We start from the raw sequence: 20,409 nt of genomic DNA, 5'->3' as shown, positions 1-20,409 counted from the left end.
GAAAGGGTTAGAGATAAAATGAATAAAATTTTACGTTTCAAAGCTATTTTTTTTGATGCAGGGGGGACTTTAGTGGAGCCCTATCTATCCGTAGGAGAGATTTATTCTGAAGTGGCGGGTAAATATGGATGTAAGATAAGTTCAAAAGAAGTTGAGCAGAAATTTAGAGAAGAATGGGAAAAAAAAGATCATCTCACCACCTTTCGTGCTACCGAAGGTGGGGCCGGCTTTGCCGGACTGAACCATGGGGTTAACGAAAGGGGGTGGGACCATCATAAAGAGGGAGAGCATCATCCTCAAGAGCGGGAATGGTGGTATAAGTTGGTTTGGGATGTTTTTGAAACGTTTGGGGGTATCAAAAAATTCGATGTTTTTTTTGATGAGCTCCATGATCTTTTTGCACGGCCTCAAGTGTGGCGTGTTTTTCCAGAAGTAGAAGGGGTTCTGAAAAAATTGAAAGATCATGGATTTTTTCTTGGCATTGTTTCCAATTGGGATGAACGTTTGATTCCTTTATGTGAAAGACTAGGATTTGGGAAAATCTTTGATTTTATTCTCGCTTCGGGTTTAGTCGGTTCTTCAAAACCTCATGCTGGAATTTTTAAAGAGGCGTTAAGACGTTCAGGAGTCGAGCCTCATGAGGCCTTGCATGTGGGGGACAGCATCAAGGATGATGTCCAGGGGCCTACTCGACTTGGAATTCGAGCCGTTTTACTTGACCGTACAGGTCAGCGTAAATTTCCGATCCCTACGGTAAATTCTCTTTCTGAGTTGATACCACTGGTGTTGGGATAATCCTCTCTTATAGGGACGGTTCGTTCCTTCAATTGCAAAAAAATTGACTCATGTTAATATTACCTGTATTATAACTACGTGGTAATTAGATAATTAGGAGTCGTTACAGGTGGCCATTAGAAGTTTTAAAAATAAAAGGACAGAAGACCTCAACTATGGCCGACTCTCTAAAGATGCTTTAAGGCTATTGCCTCAATATTTGCATAAGAAGGCCCAAATTAAGTTAGCCCGTTTAGGCGCTGCTAGCAATATTAGGGATTTACGAGAGCTTAGAGGAAATAGGTTTGAATTCCTGAAAGGGGATAGACAGGGTTCTTGTAGTATTCGCATCAATGATCAGTATAGAATTTGCTTTAAGTGGATTGAAGAAAATGCGGATGATGTCGAAATTATTGACTATCACCGTTAGTTAAAAAAATGGAGGAGTTATGCCGGGTAAAACTTATCCTGTTACACCGATTCATCCAGGAGAGATTCTTCAAGATGAATTAGATGAGCTTGGACTGACCCAGGCCAGTTTAGCAGCACATATTGGGGTTTTGCCAAAAACAATTAATGAAATTTGCCGCGGGAAGCGTGGCATTAGTGCTGAAATGGCTTTCAAACTCTCTAAAGCGCTTGGAGGAAGTCCCCAGTTTTGGCTTAATACGCAAAATAATTGGGAATTGAGTCAAGTTGATGTAAGGGAAATTTCACATATTCATCCTCTTGCAGCTTAAACCCTAAAACCGAAATTGACTTTCTTTTTCAATTTCCTATCTCTGTTCTTGAAAATTACTTCTCCCTTGTTAATCCCCCTCTTTTTTTGTATTCTCTTTAAACTTTGAACTGTATTTTTTGAACTGTTTTTATGGAGTAAGAATATGCGCTTTGAAGTAACCCCTCAAGGATTTAAGCAGGATGGGAAACCTTTTTTTCTCATTTCTGGAGAAATGCATTATTTCCGAGTCAAGAAAAAGGATTGGCCAAGGCATTTGGAAAAAATGAAAAAGGTCCATTTAGATACCGTGACCACCTATATTCCATGGTCGTGGCATGAGGCGAAAGAGGGGATTTTTGATTTAGAAGGCAAGACAAAACCAGAAAAAGATATTGTTGGATTTATTGATCTTTGTCATGAGAATGGGCTTAAGGTGGTTGTGAAACCCGGCCCTTATATTTTGGCAGAGTATCAGGATCAAGGCATTCCTCGATGGTTGTTAGCCCGTCACCCTGAAATTCAAGTCGAGGATTCTCAAGGCAGGATCAATATGCCCTTTGTGTGTTCTTTTATGCATCCGATTTTTTTGGAATATGCGGCCAAATGGTTTGACCAGATTATTCCTGCCATTGCCCAGCGTCAGTCTTCTAAAAATGGGCCCATCTCGATGCTGCAAATTTGTAATGAGGTGGGCCTTCAGCATTGGTTGGCCGGCTGCGGGGATTATAATCCTGTAACCCTCAAATATTATGATCAATTTCTAGAGGGAAAATACCGTTCGATTAATATTCTCAATCAACTTTATTCAAAAAATTATTCTTCTTTTGATCAAGTCATTCCTCCTTCGGGTAATACGGAATGCCCGCAAGACATTGCCCGCTATCGTGACTGGCATACATTTCACCGTGAGTACTATTACATTTACTTGAAGTATCTGATGGATGATCTTAAGATACGTGGGATTACAGTTCCTTTTTATGAAAATGTTCCGGGGTGGGTTTATGGTCGGGCCAACGAATTTCCAGTTTGCATTACCCTATATTCTGAAGTGGTCGCCAAATGCCCAGATCTTCTTTTAGGATTAGATCATATTCCTGAAAATGTCGATTTTAGGAATTTTCATGATGCAGCCGTTATCTCTGAAATGACACGCTCTTTGCAAAATCGGTCCATGCCTCTTTATTCTGCAGAATTTCAGGCCGGATCACGAGAGCATTGTGTCAGGACCTATCCCAATGAGCTTGAACTTTTTTACAAGGCGGCTCTTTCCTATGGAACCCAGGGCTGGAATTATTACATGTTTTCTCAAGGGAAGAATCCTCCTGGGGAAGGGGTTTATGGCCCGATGTTTTATTGGGACACCCCTTTGGATGTGAAAGGAAAAGAAAATCCGCTTTATGATGTTGTTTCAAGGATTAATGGCTGGATTCGGGCCAATGAAGAAAATTTTCTTCCTTCTAAAAAGCATTCGTCGGTAGGAGTGGCTTTTTATAAACCCTATTATGAGACAGAATTTTTCTATCCTCTTTTTCTCAAAGATAAATATTTTAGACCCGAAAAAGTAGGTCTCACCTATGATTTTAAATGGGTACGGGACGCGTTTTATTTCGATGGATTGATCAAGGTTCTTTACGCTCTTAATTTTAATCCAGAGTTACCTGATTTAGAGGTTCAGTCCGTGGACGAACTTTTAGAGTACAAGCAGCTGTGGGTTCTTGCGATCGAACTCATGGATCCCAAGACTCAAGAGAAACTCTTAGATTTTGTGCGTCGGGGTGGACGAGCTATTTTTTATCCCAGTTTACCTAAATTTGATTTAGAGGGACGACCTTGCGATATCTTGAAAAAAGGCTTAGGTATCGAAGGGGATTCGATTTTTTGCCCGACAGAATCCAAAGTCCAGTTTTTTGATCATGAACTCGTTAATTCTTTTCCTGTGATGACGGTTTTTAACGGTGATGATGCTTCAGTCGTCGCCAAAGTTGGAAATAAGGTTTGTGGGTTTGAAAAGAATATCGGGAAGGGACGAGCGATTATTTTAGGAACACTTCCAAATTATCAAATTGCAGAGCATATGGACGTGTTTAAAGCATTTTTAGAACGAGATGGGCTTTTACCTCAAGTGGTTTCTAATGATCCCAATGTGAATTTTCAAATTCGTAAAGGTCCTCATGGCTCTTTTCTCTTTGTTCTTAATTTTCACCCCATCGAAAAAGAGATTGTGATAGATCTTTTAATTGATGGGAAAAAGATGAAACTTCCTTCACAGAGAAGGTTAGTGATTGGCCCAACATCGGGATTAATTCTTCCTTTTGATTGGGAGCTTTCTCAAGGGATCAAAATTATTTACGCAACTTCTGAACTTGTAGGGCAAGCGATAGAAGGCTCTAGGGTTAAACTCCAGATGAGGGGGCCGCAAGGAACGCGAGGTGAAATCGTTTTACAATTGGAAAAAGCTCCACAAAGAGTTTTGGTGAATGGAAAAGAAGTGGAATTTAAAAAAACTGAAGAAGGTTTTCTTGTTCAATATCGTCATGGTGCAAAAGAAATTTCCTTGGAGGTGGTGGGATGAAGAAAATAACAGAAAAAAAACTTTTTAAGAATGACTATGGCTATTTTAGCGAAGATGGAAAAGAGTATGTCATTACCAGGCCCGATACCCCGAGGCCTTGGGTCAATGTGATGAGCAATGGTCGCTACGGTGTGATTGTCTCTCAGACCGGGGGCGGCTACAGCTGGATGGACAATGCTCAGATCAATCGGATTACTCGATGGGAACAGGATTTAATTCGGGATGAATGGGGAAAATTTATTTTTTTAAGAGATGATGAAAAAGGAACAGGTGGATCTTTAACCTGGAAACCAACCTGTTCAAAATTTTCATCTTTTGAGTGCCGTCATGGGGTTGGCTTCACAACTTTGGAAGCGGTGTGGCAGGGAATTCGCGGAAAAATGACCCTCTTTGTTCCTCCGAATGAAACACATGAAATTTGGACTTTAGAGTTAGAAAATCTTGGGAAAAAGCAGAGGAAAATATCGGTTTTTACCTTTTTTGAATGGCTTTTGGGCCGGTGGCCGGATAGTCACCGGGAATTTCACCGTTTGTTTATTGAAACTCAGTATGATGAAAAGCTTCAAGGCATTTTTGCTGAAAAAAGATTTTGGGATATCCCAAATCAGAAAGGTCAGCTTTGGAATAATAGTTATTCCTATGTGGCCTTCCATGCTTGCAGCCGTAAACCTTCTGGTTTTGAATGTGATAAAGAAGAGTTTGTTGGGAAGTATGGAGCCATTGCTCATCCGAAGGCAGTTAAGGAGGGGAAATTAGGGAATCACGATGGCAAGTGGAATGATTCCGTTGCAAGTCTTCATCTTAAATTTAATTTGAAACCTGGAAAGGCAGAGTCTTGTGTATTTGTCACAGGTTTGGCGGAAAATAAAGAAAGCGTTCGTAAAAAAGTTTTGGCATTTTCTGATCCCGCAAAGGCGGCTCAGGCTTTTAAAGCGACTCAAGAATTTTGGAAAGAAACTTTGTCGGGTTTAGAAGTTGAAACACCGGATCCGGCTCTCAATATCATGACCAACACCTGGCTGAAATATCAGGCCATTTCAGGCCGGATTTGGGGGCGTACCGGTTATTATCAGGGGGGAGGGGCCTATGGTTTTCGGGATCAATTACAAGATAGTCATATTTTTCTTCCCTTAAACTCAGATCGTACAGCGGCTCAAATCAAACTTCATGCGGAACATCAATATGCCGATGGAACTGTTCAACACTGGTGGCAAAATTTGGCGCCTGAGGCCAGCGGTTCCCATCACTCCGATAATCTTCTCTGGCTTCCGTTTGTTTTAGTGAATTATCTAAAAGAGACGGCGCATTTTTCTATTCTCCACGAACAAGCCTCTTTCCTGAAAAATGAGGGAAGCGCTTCCATCTATGAGCATGCTAAGCGAGCCATTCTAAAATCACTTTCTCGTAAAAGCCCGCGTGGCATTCCTTTGATTTTGGAAGGGGATTGGAATGATGGGCTGAATGCCTGCGGCCGTGATGGGAAAGGAGAATCGGTTTGGCTGGGACATTTTTTATATGGAATTTTAAATGAATTTTCTTTTGTAGCTATGAAAGAAAACGACCTTGAATTTGTAGCATTGATGAAAAACGAAGCTCAAACTTTAAAGCAAGCCATCAATGAAGTGGGCTGGGATGGTGAGTGGTACTGGCGTGCAACGACTGATTCCGGAAAGGTTTTAGGAAGCCATGAATGTAAAGAAGGAAAGATTTTTATCAATGCCCAGACTTGGTCTTTGATTAATGGAGTTGCCGAAGGCGAGAGGGCAAAGCTCGTTAAGAAAATGATGGAAAAATATCTTTATAAAAATTATGGTCCGATTCTTTTTTATCCTGCTTATAAAAGTCCGGACATCGAAGTAGGATATCTTACGCGTTATCCAGCAGGGATGCGTGAGAATGGAGGACTTTATACCCATGCGGGAGTTTGGGGGATTTGGGCTGAATGTGAGATGAAAGATGCCGCCAAGGCCTATGAAACCTATCAGCGGGTCAATCCCATTTACCGAGGAGAAAATCCGGATCTTTATTGGTCTGAGCCCTATGTTCTTCCTGGAAATGTGGATGGTCCTGAGTCTCCGAATTATGGCCGGGGAGGATGGAGTTGGTATACAGGATCTGCGGCTTGGTGTTACCGAATTACAGGTGAGTGGATTTTAGGGGTTCGTCCGGATTACAATGGTTTGGTCATTGATCCCTGTATTCCTAAAAAATGGGATGGGTTTAAGATGACTCGCCGTTTTCGTGGCGATATCTACCAAATTGAGGTCAAAAATCCCAAACATGTTTCAGGGGGCATTTGGGAAATCAAGGTGGATGGATTCTCCATTAAGGGGAATGTTGTTCAGCCCGTGGGAGATGGAAAGGCACATAGTGTGGAAGTGATGATGGGAAAGTTATCTGGGGAGAAAGTAAAGTCTCAAAAAGCAGCTTTTGCCAGTGCATTCTAGCGGAAAACTTGTTATCATCACAGTGTATGCAAATGCGTGAGGTCTAAATATGAAGTGTGAACTTTGTGGCAAATCAGACGTACGCCTTTTGAATGTTGCTCGGACCTATGGTAAGGGAAAAGATCTTTTTATTATTGATCATATTCCAGTTATTTCATGTTTTTATTGTGGTGAAAGTTATCTTGATGCACATACCCTTCATGAAATTGAAAGAATAAAACTTCATAAGAAAAGTTTTTCGGTGAAGCGAACTGTTCCAGTCGCTCATTTCGCTTAATGTCAGTCTACCTCAATCGCATTGAAGCTGTTGTCCCTCCCTATGAAGGGCACGACGAATCGATTGGGTTTCTGTCAAAATTTGTCGCATCTTCCGATCAATATAAAAAATTTATTGCCATCGCAAATCGTTTAGGGATCGATCGGCGATATACCGTTCTCAAACATTTTTTTTCTGAGAATGGTATTCCCTCCGAAGCCTTTTATCATTCCAACCGATTTCCTTCAACTCAGGAAAGGATGGAACGCTATCAAAAAGAAGCTTTTCCACTCGCGGCTCAAGCCATCATCCCTCTTCAGACCCAAGAACTTTCTTCGGTGACACATCTCATTGTTACTTCCTGTACGGGGTTTTATGCTCCGGGTGTGGATGTTGATATTATCCAAAGATTAGGACTTCGTACGACTGTTCATCGAACTTTTATTGGTTATATGGGATGTTTTGCTGCGATCTCGGGGTTGAAGCTTGCTCGGGACATTGTGCGGGCCCAGCCAGAATCAAAAGTTCTGATGGTTAATCTTGAGCTTTGTACGTTACATTGGAGACGTGATCATGTTCCTTTTGATCAACTTATTTCTTTTCTTCTTTTTGCAGATGGATGTGCAGCCAGCCTTATTAGTTCTGAACCTGTTGGATTAAAGCTAAAGGAATTTTATTCTGTCATTATTCCCGAGAGTCTTTCTTTGATGCGCTGGACCATTGGGAATGATGGATTTTTTATGAGTTTAGATTCTCAACTGCCTTCTTTTATTTCTCAAGGAATTCGAAATGAAAAGAAAAAGATTTTAAATGGATTTTCTGTGAATGATTTTAATTTTTGTGCCATTCACCCCGGAGGAAGAACCATTCTAGAAGCGGTACAATCTGAGCTCGATTTAGAAGATTCTAAAATGAAACCGTCCTATGAAATATTGAGAAACTATGGGAACATGTCTTCTCCAACGATTATGTTTATTTTGAGAAAATTTTTGGAAGATTCTTCGTCTAAAGGTTTAGGATGTGGTATGGCTTTTGGACCGGGGTTAACCATTGAAAGTTTCTTGTTTGAAAAGTAAATGATGAGAGGTATCTCGAAAAGAGGTTGGTTAGATGAAAAAGAGTTTTGAACCTGAATGGATGGATCATTCAACTTCAAAAATGGATGTGGAGGGAAGCTTAAAAGATCTTCGCTGGATCAATCGCTATTTGGGCGGATATAAAACAATTCTTAAAAATATTGAAGAACAAGTTCGAAAACGAAAGATCAAAGAACTATCCATTTTAGATATTGCAACAGGTTCGGGCGATATTCCGATTGAAATGGTTCTTTGGGCTCGAAAACAGGGGATTACAACCAGTATCAAGGCTATTGATAAAAATCCTCAGATGATAGAAATTGCTCAGGGTAGGAGCATTTCTTATCCAGAAATTTCGTATGAAGTCGGAAATGTCTTTAATCTTCCTTATCAAGACGAGACATTTGATTTTTGTACGACATCCCTCTTTTTACATCATCTGGGTTCAAAGGATTGGCTTCCTTTTTTAAGAGAAATGTTGAGATTGGCTAAAAGAGCAGTTCTCGTGAATGACTTAATTCGGGCGTGGATTCCATATTATGGTTTTAAGTTTTTGGCGAGAGCGTTTAGATTCCATCCCATGACACGTCACGACGGGGCTGTTTCAGTGTTGAGGGCTTTTACAATCGATGAGATTGAGAAGCTTATTCGAGAAGGGGATTTTAAAGGGTGCGAAATTAGAAGGCATTTTCCTTATCGGTTTTGTTTAGTTTTAAATAAATGGGGTGAGGGGTCATTAATTTGAAAATCTAAAAATCAAATATCAAAAATCAAAATGACATATTAAAATTAAAAATATATCTGAGTCATTGCTTTAAGAATCATTTTAGATTTTGATTTGTCATTTTGCACTTTGCATTTTGATTTTTAAATTTATTTGGGTTGGTATCTACCCGTGAGTTACAACAAGGACTTCCAGATGAATAGTCACTCTAAACGCTACGACACCATTGTCATTGGTGCTGGACCTGCGGGAAGTTCAGCTGCAATTTTTTTAAGAAGGCAGGGTCAGTCCGTATTAATTTTAGAAAAATCAATTTTCCCTCGTGATAAAGTTTGTGGTGAGTTTATCAGTCCTCGTGCTTGGAAAATTTTCGAAGAGCTTGGAATAGGGGAACGGCTGCGTGAAAGTGGCTATCATCCTGTTCGTGAAGCTGTCCTTTATAGTTCATCTGGAAAGGCTATTGAAATTAAGTTTCAACCTGAACATGGATTGGCTTTGAGTCGAGCCAAGCTTGATCATCTTTTGCTTCGTCATGCACAATCCTTGGGAGTGGAGGTTGAAGAAGGGGTTCTCGTTTCCCACCGTGAAAAAACTCTAGACAGTTGGTTGGTTAGAAGTGTGGTTAAAGGTTCGCAGACGCTTCAAACTCTTGAGGCAAAGAGAGTGATTTTGGCGAGTGGAAGGCCTAGACAACCTGATTCAAAAAAACAAAAGCACCGTATGTTTGGAGTCAAGGCCCATTATGATTTGCTTCAAAATTTGAACGAGACGCTAGAACTTTATTTTCTAGATGTGGGTTATGGTGGACTTGTCGAGATTGAAGATGAAAAAGTAAATGTCTGTTTTCTTTTGGATATGAATCGAGTTCCTGTAGACTTAATTCCAAAAAGACCTGATGATTTTATGCAGTGGGTTTTTGACCGCCATCCTATCCTCAAAGAAAAAATGAAAAATGCTGTCCGCATCAATCCACTATTAACAACCCCACCCCTTCCTTTAGGGTTAAAGATGGAGGAACATCAGGAAAATGAGATTTGTATTGGGGATGCGTTGGGGGTGATAGATCCTTTTTTTGGAGAGGGGATTACCCTGGCTTTAGAGGCAGGGTGGCTGCTATCCCAATCTTCACAAGATCGGGCCTTTTATCGAGCGATCCACAAAAATTTCAAAACCCGATTTTTGCTCGGTCGTACGATGAGATTCTTTAGCTTTCATCCTTATTTGTTAAATGGACTTTCTTGGTGCCTATCCAAGATGGGCCCTATTCCTCAAGTTTTATTTCGCTTGGCACATCGATATTAAGTATTTTCTACCCCGCTGCAAAAACTTGCCAATCTTCTCTGTAGGGCGTTGTATTCAGAGTAGGGGGTGGAAGTTGTATTTTCTAAAAGTTTGTAAAGCGCATGACTAGGGCTCTCTTGAATGCCTTTTGGAATATCTGGAATATTAAATCCTAGAAAATGAAGACGGGGAGCGGCCATAAAAATTAGGAGCGCATGGACAGTACTGTAATTGCCTTCAGAAATATCCTTGAGCCCTTTACTGACCAACTCCCAGCCGGGAATATTTTTAAAATCACTTTTTTTCATGAAGAGAATCCTTAAACTAATTAGGGCTTAAGAATTTTTATCAATTTGGCAAAGACATTTTTAACCTGCTTTTTCATAGAAAGTTGCGTATTGATCTAAAACCTTTCGAATCAGTTTTTGATATTTTGTATGGTGGCGATTAGCTTCATGTTTAAAAAATTTGACACTTAATTCGCTTAAGGAGATAGTCACTTTAACATTTCTGTCAGGTAGGACAAGAGCTGATGGAGGAGGCAAAAAATCTCTTATTCTTGACAATTTTCCTAATGGCAGGACTCGATCAATTTTATTTTTGTTCATAATAGATTCTCCCTTTTCTCCATTTTCCTGCGCCAATGATTCGAATGAGATTTTCTCGATAAGTAAATCGAACCGTAAGAATACTCTTATCGACTTTCCCAATACAAAAGTATCTTTCTTCTTTAAGACTATGTTTTGAATCTACAAATATTTTTCTCTTAGGATCTTTGAAAGCTTTTGCCGCAGTAGAAAAGTTGATTTTGTGTTTTACTATATTAACGGCTTCCTTATCAGCATCCCAAATAAAACTGCCTGAAATGACATTCACAGAAAAACATCCTAAGTTTAAATATTAAAATCAATAGTATTATACATATAAAAATAAATTTTTTAAATAATTTTAACTTTTCAAAACCAAAAGTCTCAGTTCTGTCATTTCTTCAATGGCATATTTCAAGCCTTCACGGCCAAATCCGGAGAGTTTGGTTCCGCCGTAGGGCATGTGGTCAAGCCGGAAAGTGGGGACTTCATTGACCATGAGGGCTCCGACCTCGATATTTTCATAAGCATGAAGAATACGCCCGATATTTTGAGTAAAAATGCCAGCCTGGAGGCCGTAGGGGGTATCGTTCACAGCCCGAACAGCATCCTCAAAATGAGTATAACAAAAAATATTGACGAGGGGAGCGAAGGCCTCTTTATCACAAACCTTTGTCCCTTTGGGCACATTTTCAAGAACGGTGGGTTCAACAAAACTTCCAGTCCTTTTTCCTCCTGCTAAAAGTTTTGCACCTGCATGGATAGCTTCTTCGATCCATTCTTGGGCTCGAATGGCTTGATTTTCCCTGATCATAGGGCCCATATCCGTAGCTTCATCCATCGGGTTACCCGCTTTTAGTTTTTTAACGCCTTCAAGAAATTTTCCGACAAATCGATCGTAAATTTTTTCATGAATATAAATCCTTTGAACCGATATACACACTTGACCTGCATAGGCAAAAGCTCCCCTGAGAGAGCGACTTACTGCAAGCTCAAGATCCGTGTCTTCATGGATAATCACACCGGCATTTCCACCCAATTCAAGCGTGATTCTCTTGTGGCCACATCGTTTTTTTAAATCCCATCCAACGTCGGGGCTTCCGGTGAAGCTGATCATTTTTATGCGCACGTCAGTGACAAGTGCTTCACATTCTTCATGGAGAGATGGAATGACGCTGATCATTCCTGGAAGGGAGCTACACTCTTCAATGATTTGACCTAAAAGAAGACCACTGATGGGGGTCATCATGGATGGTTTTAAAATGACTGGATTTCCAACGGCAAGTGCAGGGGCAATTTTATGGGCTGCCAAATTAAGAGGATAATTAAAAGGGGTCATCGCTGTGAGGGGTCCTATGGGAAACCGCTTTAAAATTCCCAATCGACCTTCAGTATCTCTGCGAAGATCCATGGGAATTAATTCTCCCGGAATCCGTTTAGCCTCTTCTGCGGCAATCTCAAAAGTCATGACCACCCGATCCACTTCCATTCGACAGTCTCGAATGGGTTTGCCATTTTCTTCAACAATGGTGCAAGCGAGCTCTTCTTTTTTTTGAGCGATTTTCTCAGCGATCGCTTTTAAAATTCTTGCACGCTCGTAAGAGGGAAGGAGTCTAGATTTTTTAAAAGTCTCAACAGCACTTTCTATGGCTTTTTCAATATCTGATTTTTGGGCAAGAAAAACAGATCCGACAACTTCGCCATTAAAAGGATTGATCACCTCTTGCTTTTGGGTGGAGGTACAGGGTTTTCCTGCAATGAGAAAGGGATAGGTTTTCATAATTTCAAAAATCAAATATCAAAGACCAAAATGACAATGTAAAATCTAAAAATAAAACCACCCGCAAAAAATTTATTTTTTGTTTTTAATTTCGACTTTTGATTTGTCATTTTGATATGTCATTTTGATTTTTGACTTTTGATATTTGATTTTTCACCCTTCATATTTTTCCAACACGGCACTTCCTGAGACCCCACCTGCTGCACAGGCTGCTGCCAGCCCCAATTTACCCTTAGGAGATGCTTTTAATTCGTATCCAAGATTCAGAAGAATTCTTGTTCCTGATGCGGCGAGGGGATGCCCGAGGGCAATAGACCCTCCATAAGGGTTCACTTGACCCGCTTTCCATTTTTCTTGCCAGTGATGCCCAAATTTATTTTGTCCGACTTTAAAAATGGCCAGACATCCAGCTGCGAACGCCTCATGAAGCTCTAGGATGTCTAGCTTGTCAAAAGAGACTTTAGCCCTCTCAAGGGCCTTTTCTGTCGCAAATGTCGGTCCCACGCCCATGAGGGCTGGATTGACGCCTGTAAAGCCCCAACTTTTGAGTTCTGCAATAATATCGAGTCCAAGCTCCTTTGCTTTTGTATCTGTGGTCACAATCACTGCTGCAGCTCCGTCGCTTCGAGGGCAGGAGTTAAAGGCTGTAATCGTTCCGTGAGTTTTTCCATCGATATATTTTTTCCCTCTAATTTCATGGCCATAACTTGCCCAAAAATTTTTGAAGGGATAGGCCTCATTGTCAAACAGGGCAGGGGCCTTTTTAGCTTTTTCAGGGTCGAGAACAAAATTTTCTCGCTGTAGAGGATTCTCATCCTCGCTTAAAAGGACGGTTCCATTTTTAATCACTGGAGAAACATAGGGTTTAAAAACCCCTTTTCGAATACCTTCAATGGCCCGCCTGTAACTTTCAACGGCATAATGATCCTGCTCGTCCCTTGAAATATCATACAATTGGGCGAGGATTTCAGCGGTCTCAGCCATGATCATTCCTTTGACGGGGTCTCTTAATCCTTCTAGCATGCAGTCCCCAATCTCAATATGAGGATCTTCTAAAAGGGTATTCCAATTTTTCTTTACATCGTTGAGTGTTTTTAATCCACGATATCTTCGAGCCCCTCGAATGGTATAGGGGAAGGAACTCATGCTTTCTGTTCCTCCGGCGATAAACAGTTCTCCTTCTCCAACCAGAATTTGGCGGGCAGCCGAGGCAACGGCTTCAATTCCTGAAACACAATTGACATGAAGTGTGAAGGCCACAGACTGCTCTGACATTCCTGCATTTAAGGCACAAACTCGTGCAATGTTGGGGGCATTACTTAATTGTCCCACCCAACCCATTAAAACCCCGTCAACAAGTTTGGGATCAATTTTTGCTTTTTCTATGACTGAACGAATCGCCATTGTTCCCATTTCATCGGGCCTTAAATCCGCCAAGCTCTTATTGATATGACCAATGGGGGTTCTCATGCCACAGGCTAGTACAATTCGCTTTTTGATGATTTCCATGGTCGTCTCCTTAAAAACACAGTTTAAAGTTAAAAGTTAAAAGTTTAAAGTTCAAAAAAGCAAAACTCAAACGCAAGCCAAGGTTTTTTGAACTTTGAACTTTGAGCTTTGAACTTTGAACTGTGTTTCATGGTTCTCCATCCACTATTTTCCCTTCCGTGAGCTTTTTTGCAAAGGGCAAAATCTTTCCAAAAAACTTCTTGCGCTCAAGTTGTGCAATCAACACCTTCAATCGCGGCAGCACATTCCACGTAGCAATCTCGCCTCGCCGGATACATTCTTGGGCCTTTGAGAAATGCGCCCAACTGATATGTCCCACTTCAGGTTCAATGATAATATCGGCAGGGGAAATCTTCATTTTGCTCAGCTCATAGGCCTTAATGTTTTCCGCCTGAACTACAATATCAATCAAATTTCTAAATTTCTTTCGCTTTTTTACTTCTTTCCCTACATCAACAGCAATCACAATATCCATTCCCATGTCTTTTGCAACCTTGACCGGAATCGGTTCAATAATTCCTCCATCGGCCAGGAGTCGTCCATAGAGTTCAACAGGCTCCAGGGTTCCAGGAATGGCAGCGCTTGCAAGAATGGCTTCTTTTAATTTTCCATGTCCCAAAATAATTTTTTCCCCTGAATAAAGATCTGTGGCCAGGGCTACAAAGGGAATTTTGCAGGCATCAAAGCTCTCTTCGCCGACGAGCTCATGAATCAATTTTTCAACCAGAACAGAGTCAACAATCCACTTCTTGCTAGATCTTATTTTCCATAAGTAAATCTCTCGCAAGAAATTGGCAAGTCTCTTAAGACCTATATGGCGGGTATCCTCTTCGGTTTTGAGAAAAGTGGACTCCAGACGAAAGAGGGCTTCCTTTTCCAAAAATCCAAACAGTTTTTCTTCTAAGGTCTTGTGATTTGGATAAATAGCAAAAGTGCCTCCAATGATGGCTCCCATACTGGTTCCGGCGATTAAATGAAGGGGAATCTTGGCTTCTTGGAGTGCTTTTAAAACACCAATATGAGCCAAACCCCTTGCACCCCCGCCGCCCAGAGCAAGGCCGATTTTAATCTTTGTCGGTTTCTCATGAACATGCATAAGACCCATATCCAATATACTTCATACTTTAAGTCCCTGCAAATGAAATGGATGCATTTTTGGACTTGATTCCATGGGGATTGAGGTTCTATAGTGTCGCTCATGACAAAGCTAGAAAACATATCCATCGTTCTTGTTCACCCGCAAAACCCTGGAAATATTGGGTCTGTTTTAAGGGCGATGGGAAATGGGGGATTAACCCATCTTGTTTTGGTGGACCCATGCGATTTGAACAATCCTGAACTCAAAAAAATGGCGGTTGGGGATTTATCTATTTTAGGAAAGGCCAAAATTTATAGCGATTTAAAGGAGGCCCTTAAACCCTTTCGTTGGACGATTGCAACGACTCGAAGGCATCGAAGAAGATTTAATCAAACCTTATCCCCCCGCGAAGTTGTAGAAAAAATCAAGGGCGTTCATTCACAATCAAAAATTGCAATTGTGTTTGGCCCTGAAGATAAGGGCCTAGAAAATGCGGAGCTGGCGCTTTGCCAAAATTTATCGACCATTCCCTCGCACGCTCATTTCCCGTCTTTGAATTTGGCTCAGGCCGTCATGATTTATTCTTATGAAATCTATCGTGCTCGCATTGAAAAGTTTCAATCCAAATCGGAAGATTTTGTGGGGATGAAAGCTCTGGAAGGGATGTACGGGCATCTTGAAAAAACTTTATTTCAAATCGGTTATTTTACACGGGGGAAGCCTGAACGACTGATGGAATCCATTCGAAATTTTTTGGGTCGGGCTTTGCTTAGTGCAAGAGATATACGAATCTTGCGGGGAATCTGTTCGACCATTGAAAGAAAGTTAAAAGTGAAAAGTTAAAAGTGAAAAATTAATGAAGACAGAGTGAATGATGTATAAATCCGGTTACGTAGCAATTCTCGGGAAGCCGAATGTGGGAAAATCCACATTGATGAATCAATTGCTGGGTCAAAAACTTTCTATTGTCAATCCCAAACCTGGAACGACTCGTCATAAGACGCTTGGAATTTTAACGCGTTCAGATGCCCAAATTATTTTTGTCGATACGCCCGGCTTCCAAAAAGAGAAGAATGCTTTAGAAAAACATATGAGGGTCGCGGCCAAGAGTTCGTTGGAAGAAGCAGATCTTGTTCTTTTGATGAATGATGTTGATGGAGTTCGATCTCAAGATCAGGATTTTTTCCAATTGCTTTCAGGAATTTCTAAACCTGTCATAGGCCTCGTTAATAAAATTGATCTCATGAGAGAAGATGAAATTCCTTTGATGATAGAAAAATTTTCGAAGCTTCTTCCCTTTAAAAAAGTGATGGATATTTCTTGTCTGACGGGAAAGAACCTGGATGATCTTTTGAATCATATTCTTGAATATCTTCCGGAGGGCGAGCCTTATTATCCAGAATCGGATGTTTCGGATCGAAATGAGCGCTTTTTTATTGGTGAAATCATTCGCGAAAAGGTCCTTCTCTTTCTTCATCAAGAGGTTCCTCATGGAGTGGCCATCAAGATTGAAGAAATGAAGGAGAGAACCGAAAAGAATTTGTGGTATATCAAGGCCAATCTCTTTGTCGAAAAAGATTCTCAAAAAGGAATTTTGATTGGGGGAGAAGGGAAAATGCTTAAAAAAATAGGGGAGGAAAGCCGCAAGGAAATTGAAAAATTTCTCTCTACGAAAGTTTATTTAGATCTTTGGGTGAAAGTTTTAAAAGATTGGCGAAAGGATGAGCAGGCACTGAAGCGGTTGGGGTTTAATTTAGAACAATAAATTTCTAAAATGGAGCAGTTTCGTTCTTATAAAAAATATTCTTTTTCTAATATGCGTCCCCTCAACAGATTACACTTCTTGATTTCTGGCATGTAAAATGCTCTAATTCTTATCAAAATGTAGGAGGCATGTGAGAATGAAATTTTCCCTAACTCTGCTTGTTTTTTCGCTTATCATTAATCTAGCGGGTTGCCAAAAGGTCTCCTATCCAAAACTCTCTCTTGAATCCTCTTTTCAGGAAATTCTTAAAGAGGAATATGCCTTGGATGCTGAAGCAAAACTTCAAGGAAAGACGCTAGGAATCTCAGCTCATTTCAAAAAATTATGGGGTGAGGATGGTCTGGTTGATAAAAAAATCTGGAGCAATATTGGAAAGATTAAATTTGTTGCGACCCGGGTTCTCTTGAGCAGTGATGCCAATGTAGACTTTATTCGTTATAGGATCACCGGGGAAGATTCGAGAGAGGAATTGGATTATATTCGGACTTTTCAGGATGAAAAACTTTTGCAATATGAAGGAATTTCCGTCAATGAATATTGGTCGCGAGAGGTTTTAATTCGTAGAACATATGAAGGAAAAGAACCGCAGCTTGAAGAAGTCAAATGGGAAGATTTTTTGGTTCATCTCATTTCAAAACAAATTCGAGAAAAATATCAAACGGTTTTTAAAAAGAACTCTCAAGGCGCTCAGGGCCCCCAAAGAGACATCGATCGATTCTGGGGAATGTATTTTCCCAAAGAGGACCCTGAAAATCAATTAGGAGAAAATCTTTTTGCCTTGGTCATCGAAGCAAAGAAAGATCCAGAATCTCTCGACTGGTTAAAAGAGACCATTCAAGAGACAGTCAAAAAAGTTTGTCATACCTATAAAAAATTTCCTTTTGAGCATTTAAGAATTTTAAATGTTTCAACGAAAACCATTTTTGAAGTGAATGGTTAAAGTTTTTTCTTTAAGGGATGTTATCGTTGAAGCGAGAAGAGGTGATCATCGTGACACAGCTTTTGAGTAGAGTATTTACTAAAGTTGGAAAGCTTTCTGAAATGGAACAGAACGCGTTGGCCAAATGGTTGTTGGATGAGCTTTCGTCCGAGCATCGGTGGGACAAGGCTTTTGCTGATTCAGAAGAGATGTTAGAAAAATTAAGTAACGAAGCTTCAAGAGAACACCAGAAAAAGAAAACACAAACTCTAGATCTTGATCGTTTATGACTTCCCTACAACGGAGCGTTTTCGTAAAGCCTTCGCTAAATTGCCTAAAGAAGTTCAGTCTCAAGCTCGGGATGCCTATAAGCAATTTAAACAAAATCCCTTCTATCCTAGTTTGCGTTATAAGCGTGTTCATTCAACAAAACCTATATATTCTGTTCGGATTACTCTAGAATATCGGGCTATAGGTGTTCAAATTGAGAATGAAATAATTTGGTTTTGGATTGGTTCTCATGATGATGATGCAAAATTATTGTCTCGTCTGTAGAAAAAGTAGATTATTTTTGTTTTAAACGAGGTTCATTTAATGACCCAAGAAACTATTTTAGAAAGATTAAAAACCATTCACTATCCAGGTTTTAGCCGGGACATTGTTTCGTTTGGAGTGGTGAAGGAGGTTATTGTTGAATGGCCCCAAGTTAAAGTTGTTCTCGCCTTTACCTCTGAACCTGTTGAAAAGCGGCAATGGATTCAAAATGAATGTCAAAAAGTTTTATCCAGCCTTCAAGAAGTAAAATCCATTCAGTTTGAAATTGTTCAAGCGCTCGAGCGCACCAAAGCTGATCGTACCGTACTTGAAAGGCGAGAGATTCCAGGGGTTAAGAATTTGATTGCAGTCGCCAGTGGAAAAGGGGGCGTTGGGAAATCAACCGTGGCTGTTAATCTGGCTTGTGCCCTTCAACAATTGGGAAAAAAGGTGGGATTATTAGATGCGGATATTTATGGACCGAGTGTTCCAATGATGATGGGTGTTCAGGAAAAACCTCGGGTGACGGATCATAATAAATTGCTTCCGCATGTTAAGCATGGAATTTCAATGATGTCCTTAGGATTTTTCTTAGAGGGAGATAACCCCGTGATTTGGCGGGGCCCCATGGTGACAGGAGCTATTCGTCAACTCTTGAATGATTGTCAGTGGGGGGAGCTAGATTATCTGGTGGTGGATCTTCCACCAGGGACCGGAGATGCCCATATTTCCTTGGTTCAGCTTGCACCCCTTAAAGGGGCTGTGATTGTCACTACGCCACAAGATGTTGCTCTTCTCGATGCTAAAAAAGGGGTTTTGATGTTTCAAAAGTTGGAAGTAGAAATTTTAGGAATTGTTGAAAATATGAGCTATTTCATTTGCTCTCACTGTCACCATAAGACAGATATTTTTAGTCAGGGAGGAGGACTTCGAGAAGCAAAGCGCCTGAACGTTCCTTTTTTAGGAGAGATTCCCATTGATCCCGCGATTCGTTTGGGTGGAGATGATGGAATTCCCATTGTTGTGAGTTTACCTACTTCGGAAGTTTCAAAAGCTTTTTTAGAAATTGCTCGAAAAGTAGATGAAAATAGCGTATTAATTTAAAATTCAAAAGTCAAAATGCAAAATGACAACCTAAAATCCAAAATTTCTAATGCGATTGCAAAAGAGACATTTTAAATTTTAATTGTTTTCATAGTTGTTAAGTTTGTTTTGGTTTTGGTAAAGTGTTTCAAGAATTTGAGACTGCAGATGCTTTTAAAAATAGGACTATTTCAAAAATGAGGGGGGCTATTTTTAGATGGAAAAAAATACGAAGCAAAAGACAAATAAGTTAAGTTCTGCTAGTGCAATTGCCATCAAAGAAGATTTAAAGAAAAATGAGACCCTTTCGGTTAAAGAGCCTCCTCAACAGCTTAAAACGCCTGAAGTGTCTGAAACGGTTCAAGAAAAAATTGAGGATGCTAAATTTTTTGTCGGTCCGTCTTCGTATCCGCTAGCTCCCTCTGGAAAAGAATTGCCCGAAAAATATGACCGAAATTATATTACGCTTATGGTGGTTGATCCTTATTGGATTTACAGTTATTGGGAAGTGACGCCAGATCGTGTGGAAGAGGGTTTGAGGTTTTTAGGATGCAAAAAGAATGAGGCAAAGACCGTTTTAAGAGTTTGTGATGTGACGGGGTTAGAAGGGGGAGAGGGAGCGAATCAGTTTTTTGATATTGAGGTTCAGTTTTTTATTGGCAATTGGTATATCCATGTCAATGCTCCGACAAAATCCTTTCGGGTTGATATTGGTTTACTTGATGCGATAGGTCGATTCTTTTCTCTCGCCCGTTCAAATACCGTGACCCTACCCCGAGTTGGAGTTTCTGAGGTGGTCGATGAACATTGGATGAGTAGGGAATCTGAGAAAATGTATGCCTTGTCCGGTGGATTTAAAGTGGGAACAAGTTCTCATGAGTTAAAAGAGTTGATGGAGAAAAATTTTAAGGAAAATTTATCCTCGGGTGCTGTATCCAGTTTTGGAGGAAGTCCCGTTAATCCTATCAAAAAGAAAGAGAGATCGTTCTGGTTTGTGCTCAACACAGAATTAATTGTTTATGGAGCAACGGAACCTGATGCTGAAGTCACTGTGGGGGGGCGTTCCATTCCACTACGACCCGACGGAACTTTTTCTTTGCGTTTTGCTCTTCCAGATGGTCATTTCCCAATCCCTGCTACAGCTCGTTCCAGCGATGGGGTGGAAGAAAGAACGATCACTCCGGTGGTTCAAAGAAATACTGAGATTTCCAAACCTGTCTTAAAAACATAAGCTATTGCTTTACAGCCTGTTATGTTTTATTCCATCACGGAACTTCTTAATCAAATATATTTTGGACGAATA

General features: G+C 40.4%; 22 protein-coding genes. 16 read left to right on the top strand and 6 right to left on the bottom strand.

Annotated elements, in window-relative coordinates:
• Nucleotides 1–18: 18 nt before the first annotated feature.
• The 9 genes from HYS07_06860 to HYS07_06820 all read left to right on the top strand — a co-directional run bounded on the left by HYS07_06860 (nucleotide 19) and on the right by HYS07_06820 (nucleotide 9,872).
• Nucleotides 19–795: an HAD-IA family hydrolase gene (locus HYS07_06860; protein MBI1870894.1), complete on the top strand. Its 777-nt coding sequence runs from the start codon at nucleotides 19–21 to the stop codon at nucleotides 793–795.
• A gap of 115 nt (nucleotides 796–910) precedes the next feature.
• Nucleotides 911–1,204: a type II toxin-antitoxin system RelE/ParE family toxin gene (locus HYS07_06855; protein ID MBI1870893.1), complete on the top strand. Its 294-nt coding sequence runs from the start codon at nucleotides 911–913 to the stop codon at nucleotides 1,202–1,204.
• A gap of 19 nt (nucleotides 1,205–1,223) precedes the next feature.
• On the top strand, nucleotides 1,224–1,514 hold the full coding sequence (locus HYS07_06850; protein ID MBI1870892.1) for a HigA family addiction module antidote protein: 291 nt from the start codon (nucleotides 1,224–1,226) through the stop codon (nucleotides 1,512–1,514).
• A gap of 144 nt (nucleotides 1,515–1,658) precedes the next feature.
• Nucleotides 1,659–4,067, top strand: a complete 2,409-nt coding sequence (locus tag HYS07_06845; GenBank protein ID MBI1870891.1) for a beta-galactosidase — start codon at nucleotides 1,659–1,661, stop codon at nucleotides 4,065–4,067.
• The gene (locus tag HYS07_06840) at nucleotides 4,064–6,514 is read left to right on the top strand and encodes a glycosyl transferase family 36 (GenBank protein ID MBI1870890.1); all 2,451 of its coding nucleotides are present in this window, start codon (nucleotides 4,064–4,066) and stop codon (nucleotides 6,512–6,514) included. The genes HYS07_06845 and HYS07_06840 overlap by 4 nt, the downstream gene beginning before the upstream one ends.
• 49 nt (nucleotides 6,515–6,563) lie before the next feature.
• On the top strand, nucleotides 6,564–6,791 hold the full coding sequence (locus HYS07_06835) for a type II toxin-antitoxin system MqsA family antitoxin (GenBank protein ID MBI1870889.1): 228 nt from the start codon (nucleotides 6,564–6,566) through the stop codon (nucleotides 6,789–6,791).
• On the top strand, nucleotides 6,791–7,846 hold the full coding sequence (locus HYS07_06830; GenBank protein MBI1870888.1) for a type III polyketide synthase: 1,056 nt from the start codon (nucleotides 6,791–6,793) through the stop codon (nucleotides 7,844–7,846). Before HYS07_06835 ends, HYS07_06830 begins: the two co-directional genes overlap by 1 nt.
• Nucleotides 7,847–7,880: 34 nt before the next feature.
• Nucleotides 7,881–8,591, top strand: coding sequence for a methyltransferase domain-containing protein (locus HYS07_06825; protein ID MBI1870887.1), 711 nt, complete (start codon nucleotides 7,881–7,883; stop codon nucleotides 8,589–8,591).
• A 174-nt stretch (nucleotides 8,592–8,765) separates the two neighbouring features.
• Nucleotides 8,766–9,872 (top strand): NAD(P)/FAD-dependent oxidoreductase, encoded by a 1,107-nt coding sequence (locus HYS07_06820; GenBank protein ID MBI1870886.1) that lies wholly within the window; start codon nucleotides 8,766–8,768, stop codon nucleotides 9,870–9,872.
• Here HYS07_06820 and HYS07_06815 read toward each other — a convergent pair.
• From HYS07_06815 to HYS07_06790, 6 genes are all read right to left on the bottom strand, one after another.
• Entirely contained in the window at nucleotides 9,869–10,159 is a 291-nt protein-coding gene (locus HYS07_06815) for a hypothetical protein (protein MBI1870885.1), read from the bottom strand. The two genes, HYS07_06820 and HYS07_06815, sit on opposite strands and share 4 nt — an antisense overlap.
• Before the next feature lie 60 nt (nucleotides 10,160–10,219).
• Nucleotides 10,220–10,459: a CopG family transcriptional regulator gene (locus HYS07_06810; GenBank protein MBI1870884.1), complete on the bottom strand. Its 240-nt coding sequence runs from the start codon at nucleotides 10,457–10,459 to the stop codon at nucleotides 10,220–10,222.
• Entirely contained in the window at nucleotides 10,446–10,718 is a 273-nt protein-coding gene (locus tag HYS07_06805) for a BrnT family toxin (GenBank protein ID MBI1870883.1), read from the bottom strand. Before HYS07_06805 ends, HYS07_06810 begins: the two co-directional genes overlap by 14 nt.
• 81 nt (nucleotides 10,719–10,799) lie before the next feature.
• The gene (locus tag HYS07_06800) at nucleotides 10,800–12,218 is read right to left on the bottom strand and encodes an aldehyde dehydrogenase family protein (protein MBI1870882.1); all 1,419 of its coding nucleotides are present in this window, start codon (nucleotides 12,216–12,218) and stop codon (nucleotides 10,800–10,802) included.
• Nucleotides 12,219–12,371: 153 nt separating this feature from the next.
• A complete protein-coding gene (locus HYS07_06795) occupies nucleotides 12,372–13,727 on the bottom strand; it encodes a thiolase family protein (protein MBI1870881.1) in 1,356 nt (451 codons plus the stop codon).
• A 127-nt stretch (nucleotides 13,728–13,854) separates the two neighbouring features.
• Nucleotides 13,855–14,832 (bottom strand): patatin-like phospholipase family protein, encoded by a 978-nt coding sequence (locus HYS07_06790; GenBank protein MBI1870880.1) that lies wholly within the window; start codon nucleotides 14,830–14,832, stop codon nucleotides 13,855–13,857.
• A gap of 93 nt (nucleotides 14,833–14,925) precedes the next feature.
• Here HYS07_06790 and HYS07_06785 point away from each other — a divergent pair, with 93 nt between their 5' ends.
• The 7 genes from HYS07_06785 to HYS07_06755 all read left to right on the top strand — a co-directional run bounded on the left by HYS07_06785 (nucleotide 14,926) and on the right by HYS07_06755 (nucleotide 20,337).
• The gene (locus HYS07_06785; GenBank protein ID MBI1870879.1) at nucleotides 14,926–15,648 is read left to right on the top strand and encodes an RNA methyltransferase; all 723 of its coding nucleotides are present in this window, start codon (nucleotides 14,926–14,928) and stop codon (nucleotides 15,646–15,648) included.
• A gap of 28 nt (nucleotides 15,649–15,676) precedes the next feature.
• Nucleotides 15,677–16,570: a GTPase Era gene (gene era / locus HYS07_06780; GenBank protein ID MBI1870878.1), complete on the top strand. Its 894-nt coding sequence runs from the start codon at nucleotides 15,677–15,679 to the stop codon at nucleotides 16,568–16,570.
• 136 nt (nucleotides 16,571–16,706) lie between these two features.
• A complete protein-coding gene (locus HYS07_06775) occupies nucleotides 16,707–17,510 on the top strand; it encodes a hypothetical protein (GenBank protein MBI1870877.1) in 804 nt (267 codons plus the stop codon).
• 50 nt (nucleotides 17,511–17,560) lie between these two features.
• Nucleotides 17,561–17,779 (top strand): hypothetical protein, encoded by a 219-nt coding sequence (locus HYS07_06770; GenBank protein MBI1870876.1) that lies wholly within the window; start codon nucleotides 17,561–17,563, stop codon nucleotides 17,777–17,779.
• On the top strand, nucleotides 17,769–18,044 hold the full coding sequence (locus HYS07_06765; GenBank protein ID MBI1870875.1) for a hypothetical protein: 276 nt from the start codon (nucleotides 17,769–17,771) through the stop codon (nucleotides 18,042–18,044). The genes HYS07_06770 and HYS07_06765 overlap by 11 nt, the downstream gene beginning before the upstream one ends.
• Before the next feature lie 39 nt (nucleotides 18,045–18,083).
• Complete coding sequence (locus tag HYS07_06760) at nucleotides 18,084–19,127, top strand: Mrp/NBP35 family ATP-binding protein (GenBank protein ID MBI1870874.1); 1,044 nt, start codon at nucleotides 18,084–18,086, stop codon at nucleotides 19,125–19,127.
• Between the two features lie 196 nt (nucleotides 19,128–19,323).
• Nucleotides 19,324–20,337 (top strand): DUF4912 domain-containing protein, encoded by a 1,014-nt coding sequence (locus tag HYS07_06755; protein MBI1870873.1) that lies wholly within the window; start codon nucleotides 19,324–19,326, stop codon nucleotides 20,335–20,337.
• Nucleotides 20,338–20,409: the final 72 nt, after the last annotated feature.

Source organism: Chlamydiota bacterium (assembly GCA_016178055.1).
In the GTDB taxonomy this organism is placed as follows: Bacteria; Auribacterota; JACPWU01; order JACPWU01; family JACPWU01; genus JACOUC01.
The sequence above is the reverse complement of the archived record's forward strand: the minus strand, read 5'-3'. Positions and strand labels throughout refer to the sequence as shown.

Coding starts and splice junctions, on each gene's coding strand:
- HYS07_06860 (MBI1870894.1), top strand. CDS start 19: ATGAATAAAATTTTACGTTTCAAAGCTATTTTTTTTGATGCAGGGGGG.
- HYS07_06850 (MBI1870892.1), top strand. CDS start 1,224: ATGCCGGGTAAAACTTATCCTGTTACACCGATTCATCCAGGAGAGATT.
- HYS07_06845 (MBI1870891.1), top strand. CDS start 1,659: ATGCGCTTTGAAGTAACCCCTCAAGGATTTAAGCAGGATGGGAAACCT.
- HYS07_06840 (MBI1870890.1), top strand. CDS start 4,064: ATGAAGAAAATAACAGAAAAAAAACTTTTTAAGAATGACTATGGCTAT.
- HYS07_06835 (MBI1870889.1), top strand. CDS start 6,564: ATGAAGTGTGAACTTTGTGGCAAATCAGACGTACGCCTTTTGAATGTT.
- HYS07_06830 (MBI1870888.1), top strand. CDS start 6,791: ATGTCAGTCTACCTCAATCGCATTGAAGCTGTTGTCCCTCCCTATGAA.
- HYS07_06825 (MBI1870887.1), top strand. CDS start 7,881: ATGAAAAAGAGTTTTGAACCTGAATGGATGGATCATTCAACTTCAAAA.
- HYS07_06820 (MBI1870886.1), top strand. CDS start 8,766: ATGAATAGTCACTCTAAACGCTACGACACCATTGTCATTGGTGCTGGA.
- HYS07_06815 (MBI1870885.1), bottom strand. CDS start 10,159: ATGAAAAAAAGTGATTTTAAAAATATTCCCGGCTGGGAGTTGGTCAGT.
- HYS07_06810 (MBI1870884.1), bottom strand. CDS start 10,459: ATGAACAAAAATAAAATTGATCGAGTCCTGCCATTAGGAAAATTGTCA.
- HYS07_06800 (MBI1870882.1), bottom strand. CDS start 12,218: ATGAAAACCTATCCCTTTCTCATTGCAGGAAAACCCTGTACCTCCACC.
- HYS07_06795 (MBI1870881.1), bottom strand. CDS start 13,727: ATGGAAATCATCAAAAAGCGAATTGTACTAGCCTGTGGCATGAGAACC.
- HYS07_06790 (MBI1870880.1), bottom strand. CDS start 14,832: ATGGGTCTTATGCATGTTCATGAGAAACCGACAAAGATTAAAATCGGC.
- HYS07_06785 (MBI1870879.1), top strand. CDS start 14,926: ATGACAAAGCTAGAAAACATATCCATCGTTCTTGTTCACCCGCAAAAC.
- era (MBI1870878.1), top strand. CDS start 15,677: ATGATGTATAAATCCGGTTACGTAGCAATTCTCGGGAAGCCGAATGTG.
- HYS07_06775 (MBI1870877.1), top strand. CDS start 16,707: ATGAAATTTTCCCTAACTCTGCTTGTTTTTTCGCTTATCATTAATCTA.
- HYS07_06760 (MBI1870874.1), top strand. CDS start 18,084: ATGACCCAAGAAACTATTTTAGAAAGATTAAAAACCATTCACTATCCA.
- HYS07_06755 (MBI1870873.1), top strand. CDS start 19,324: ATGGAAAAAAATACGAAGCAAAAGACAAATAAGTTAAGTTCTGCTAGT.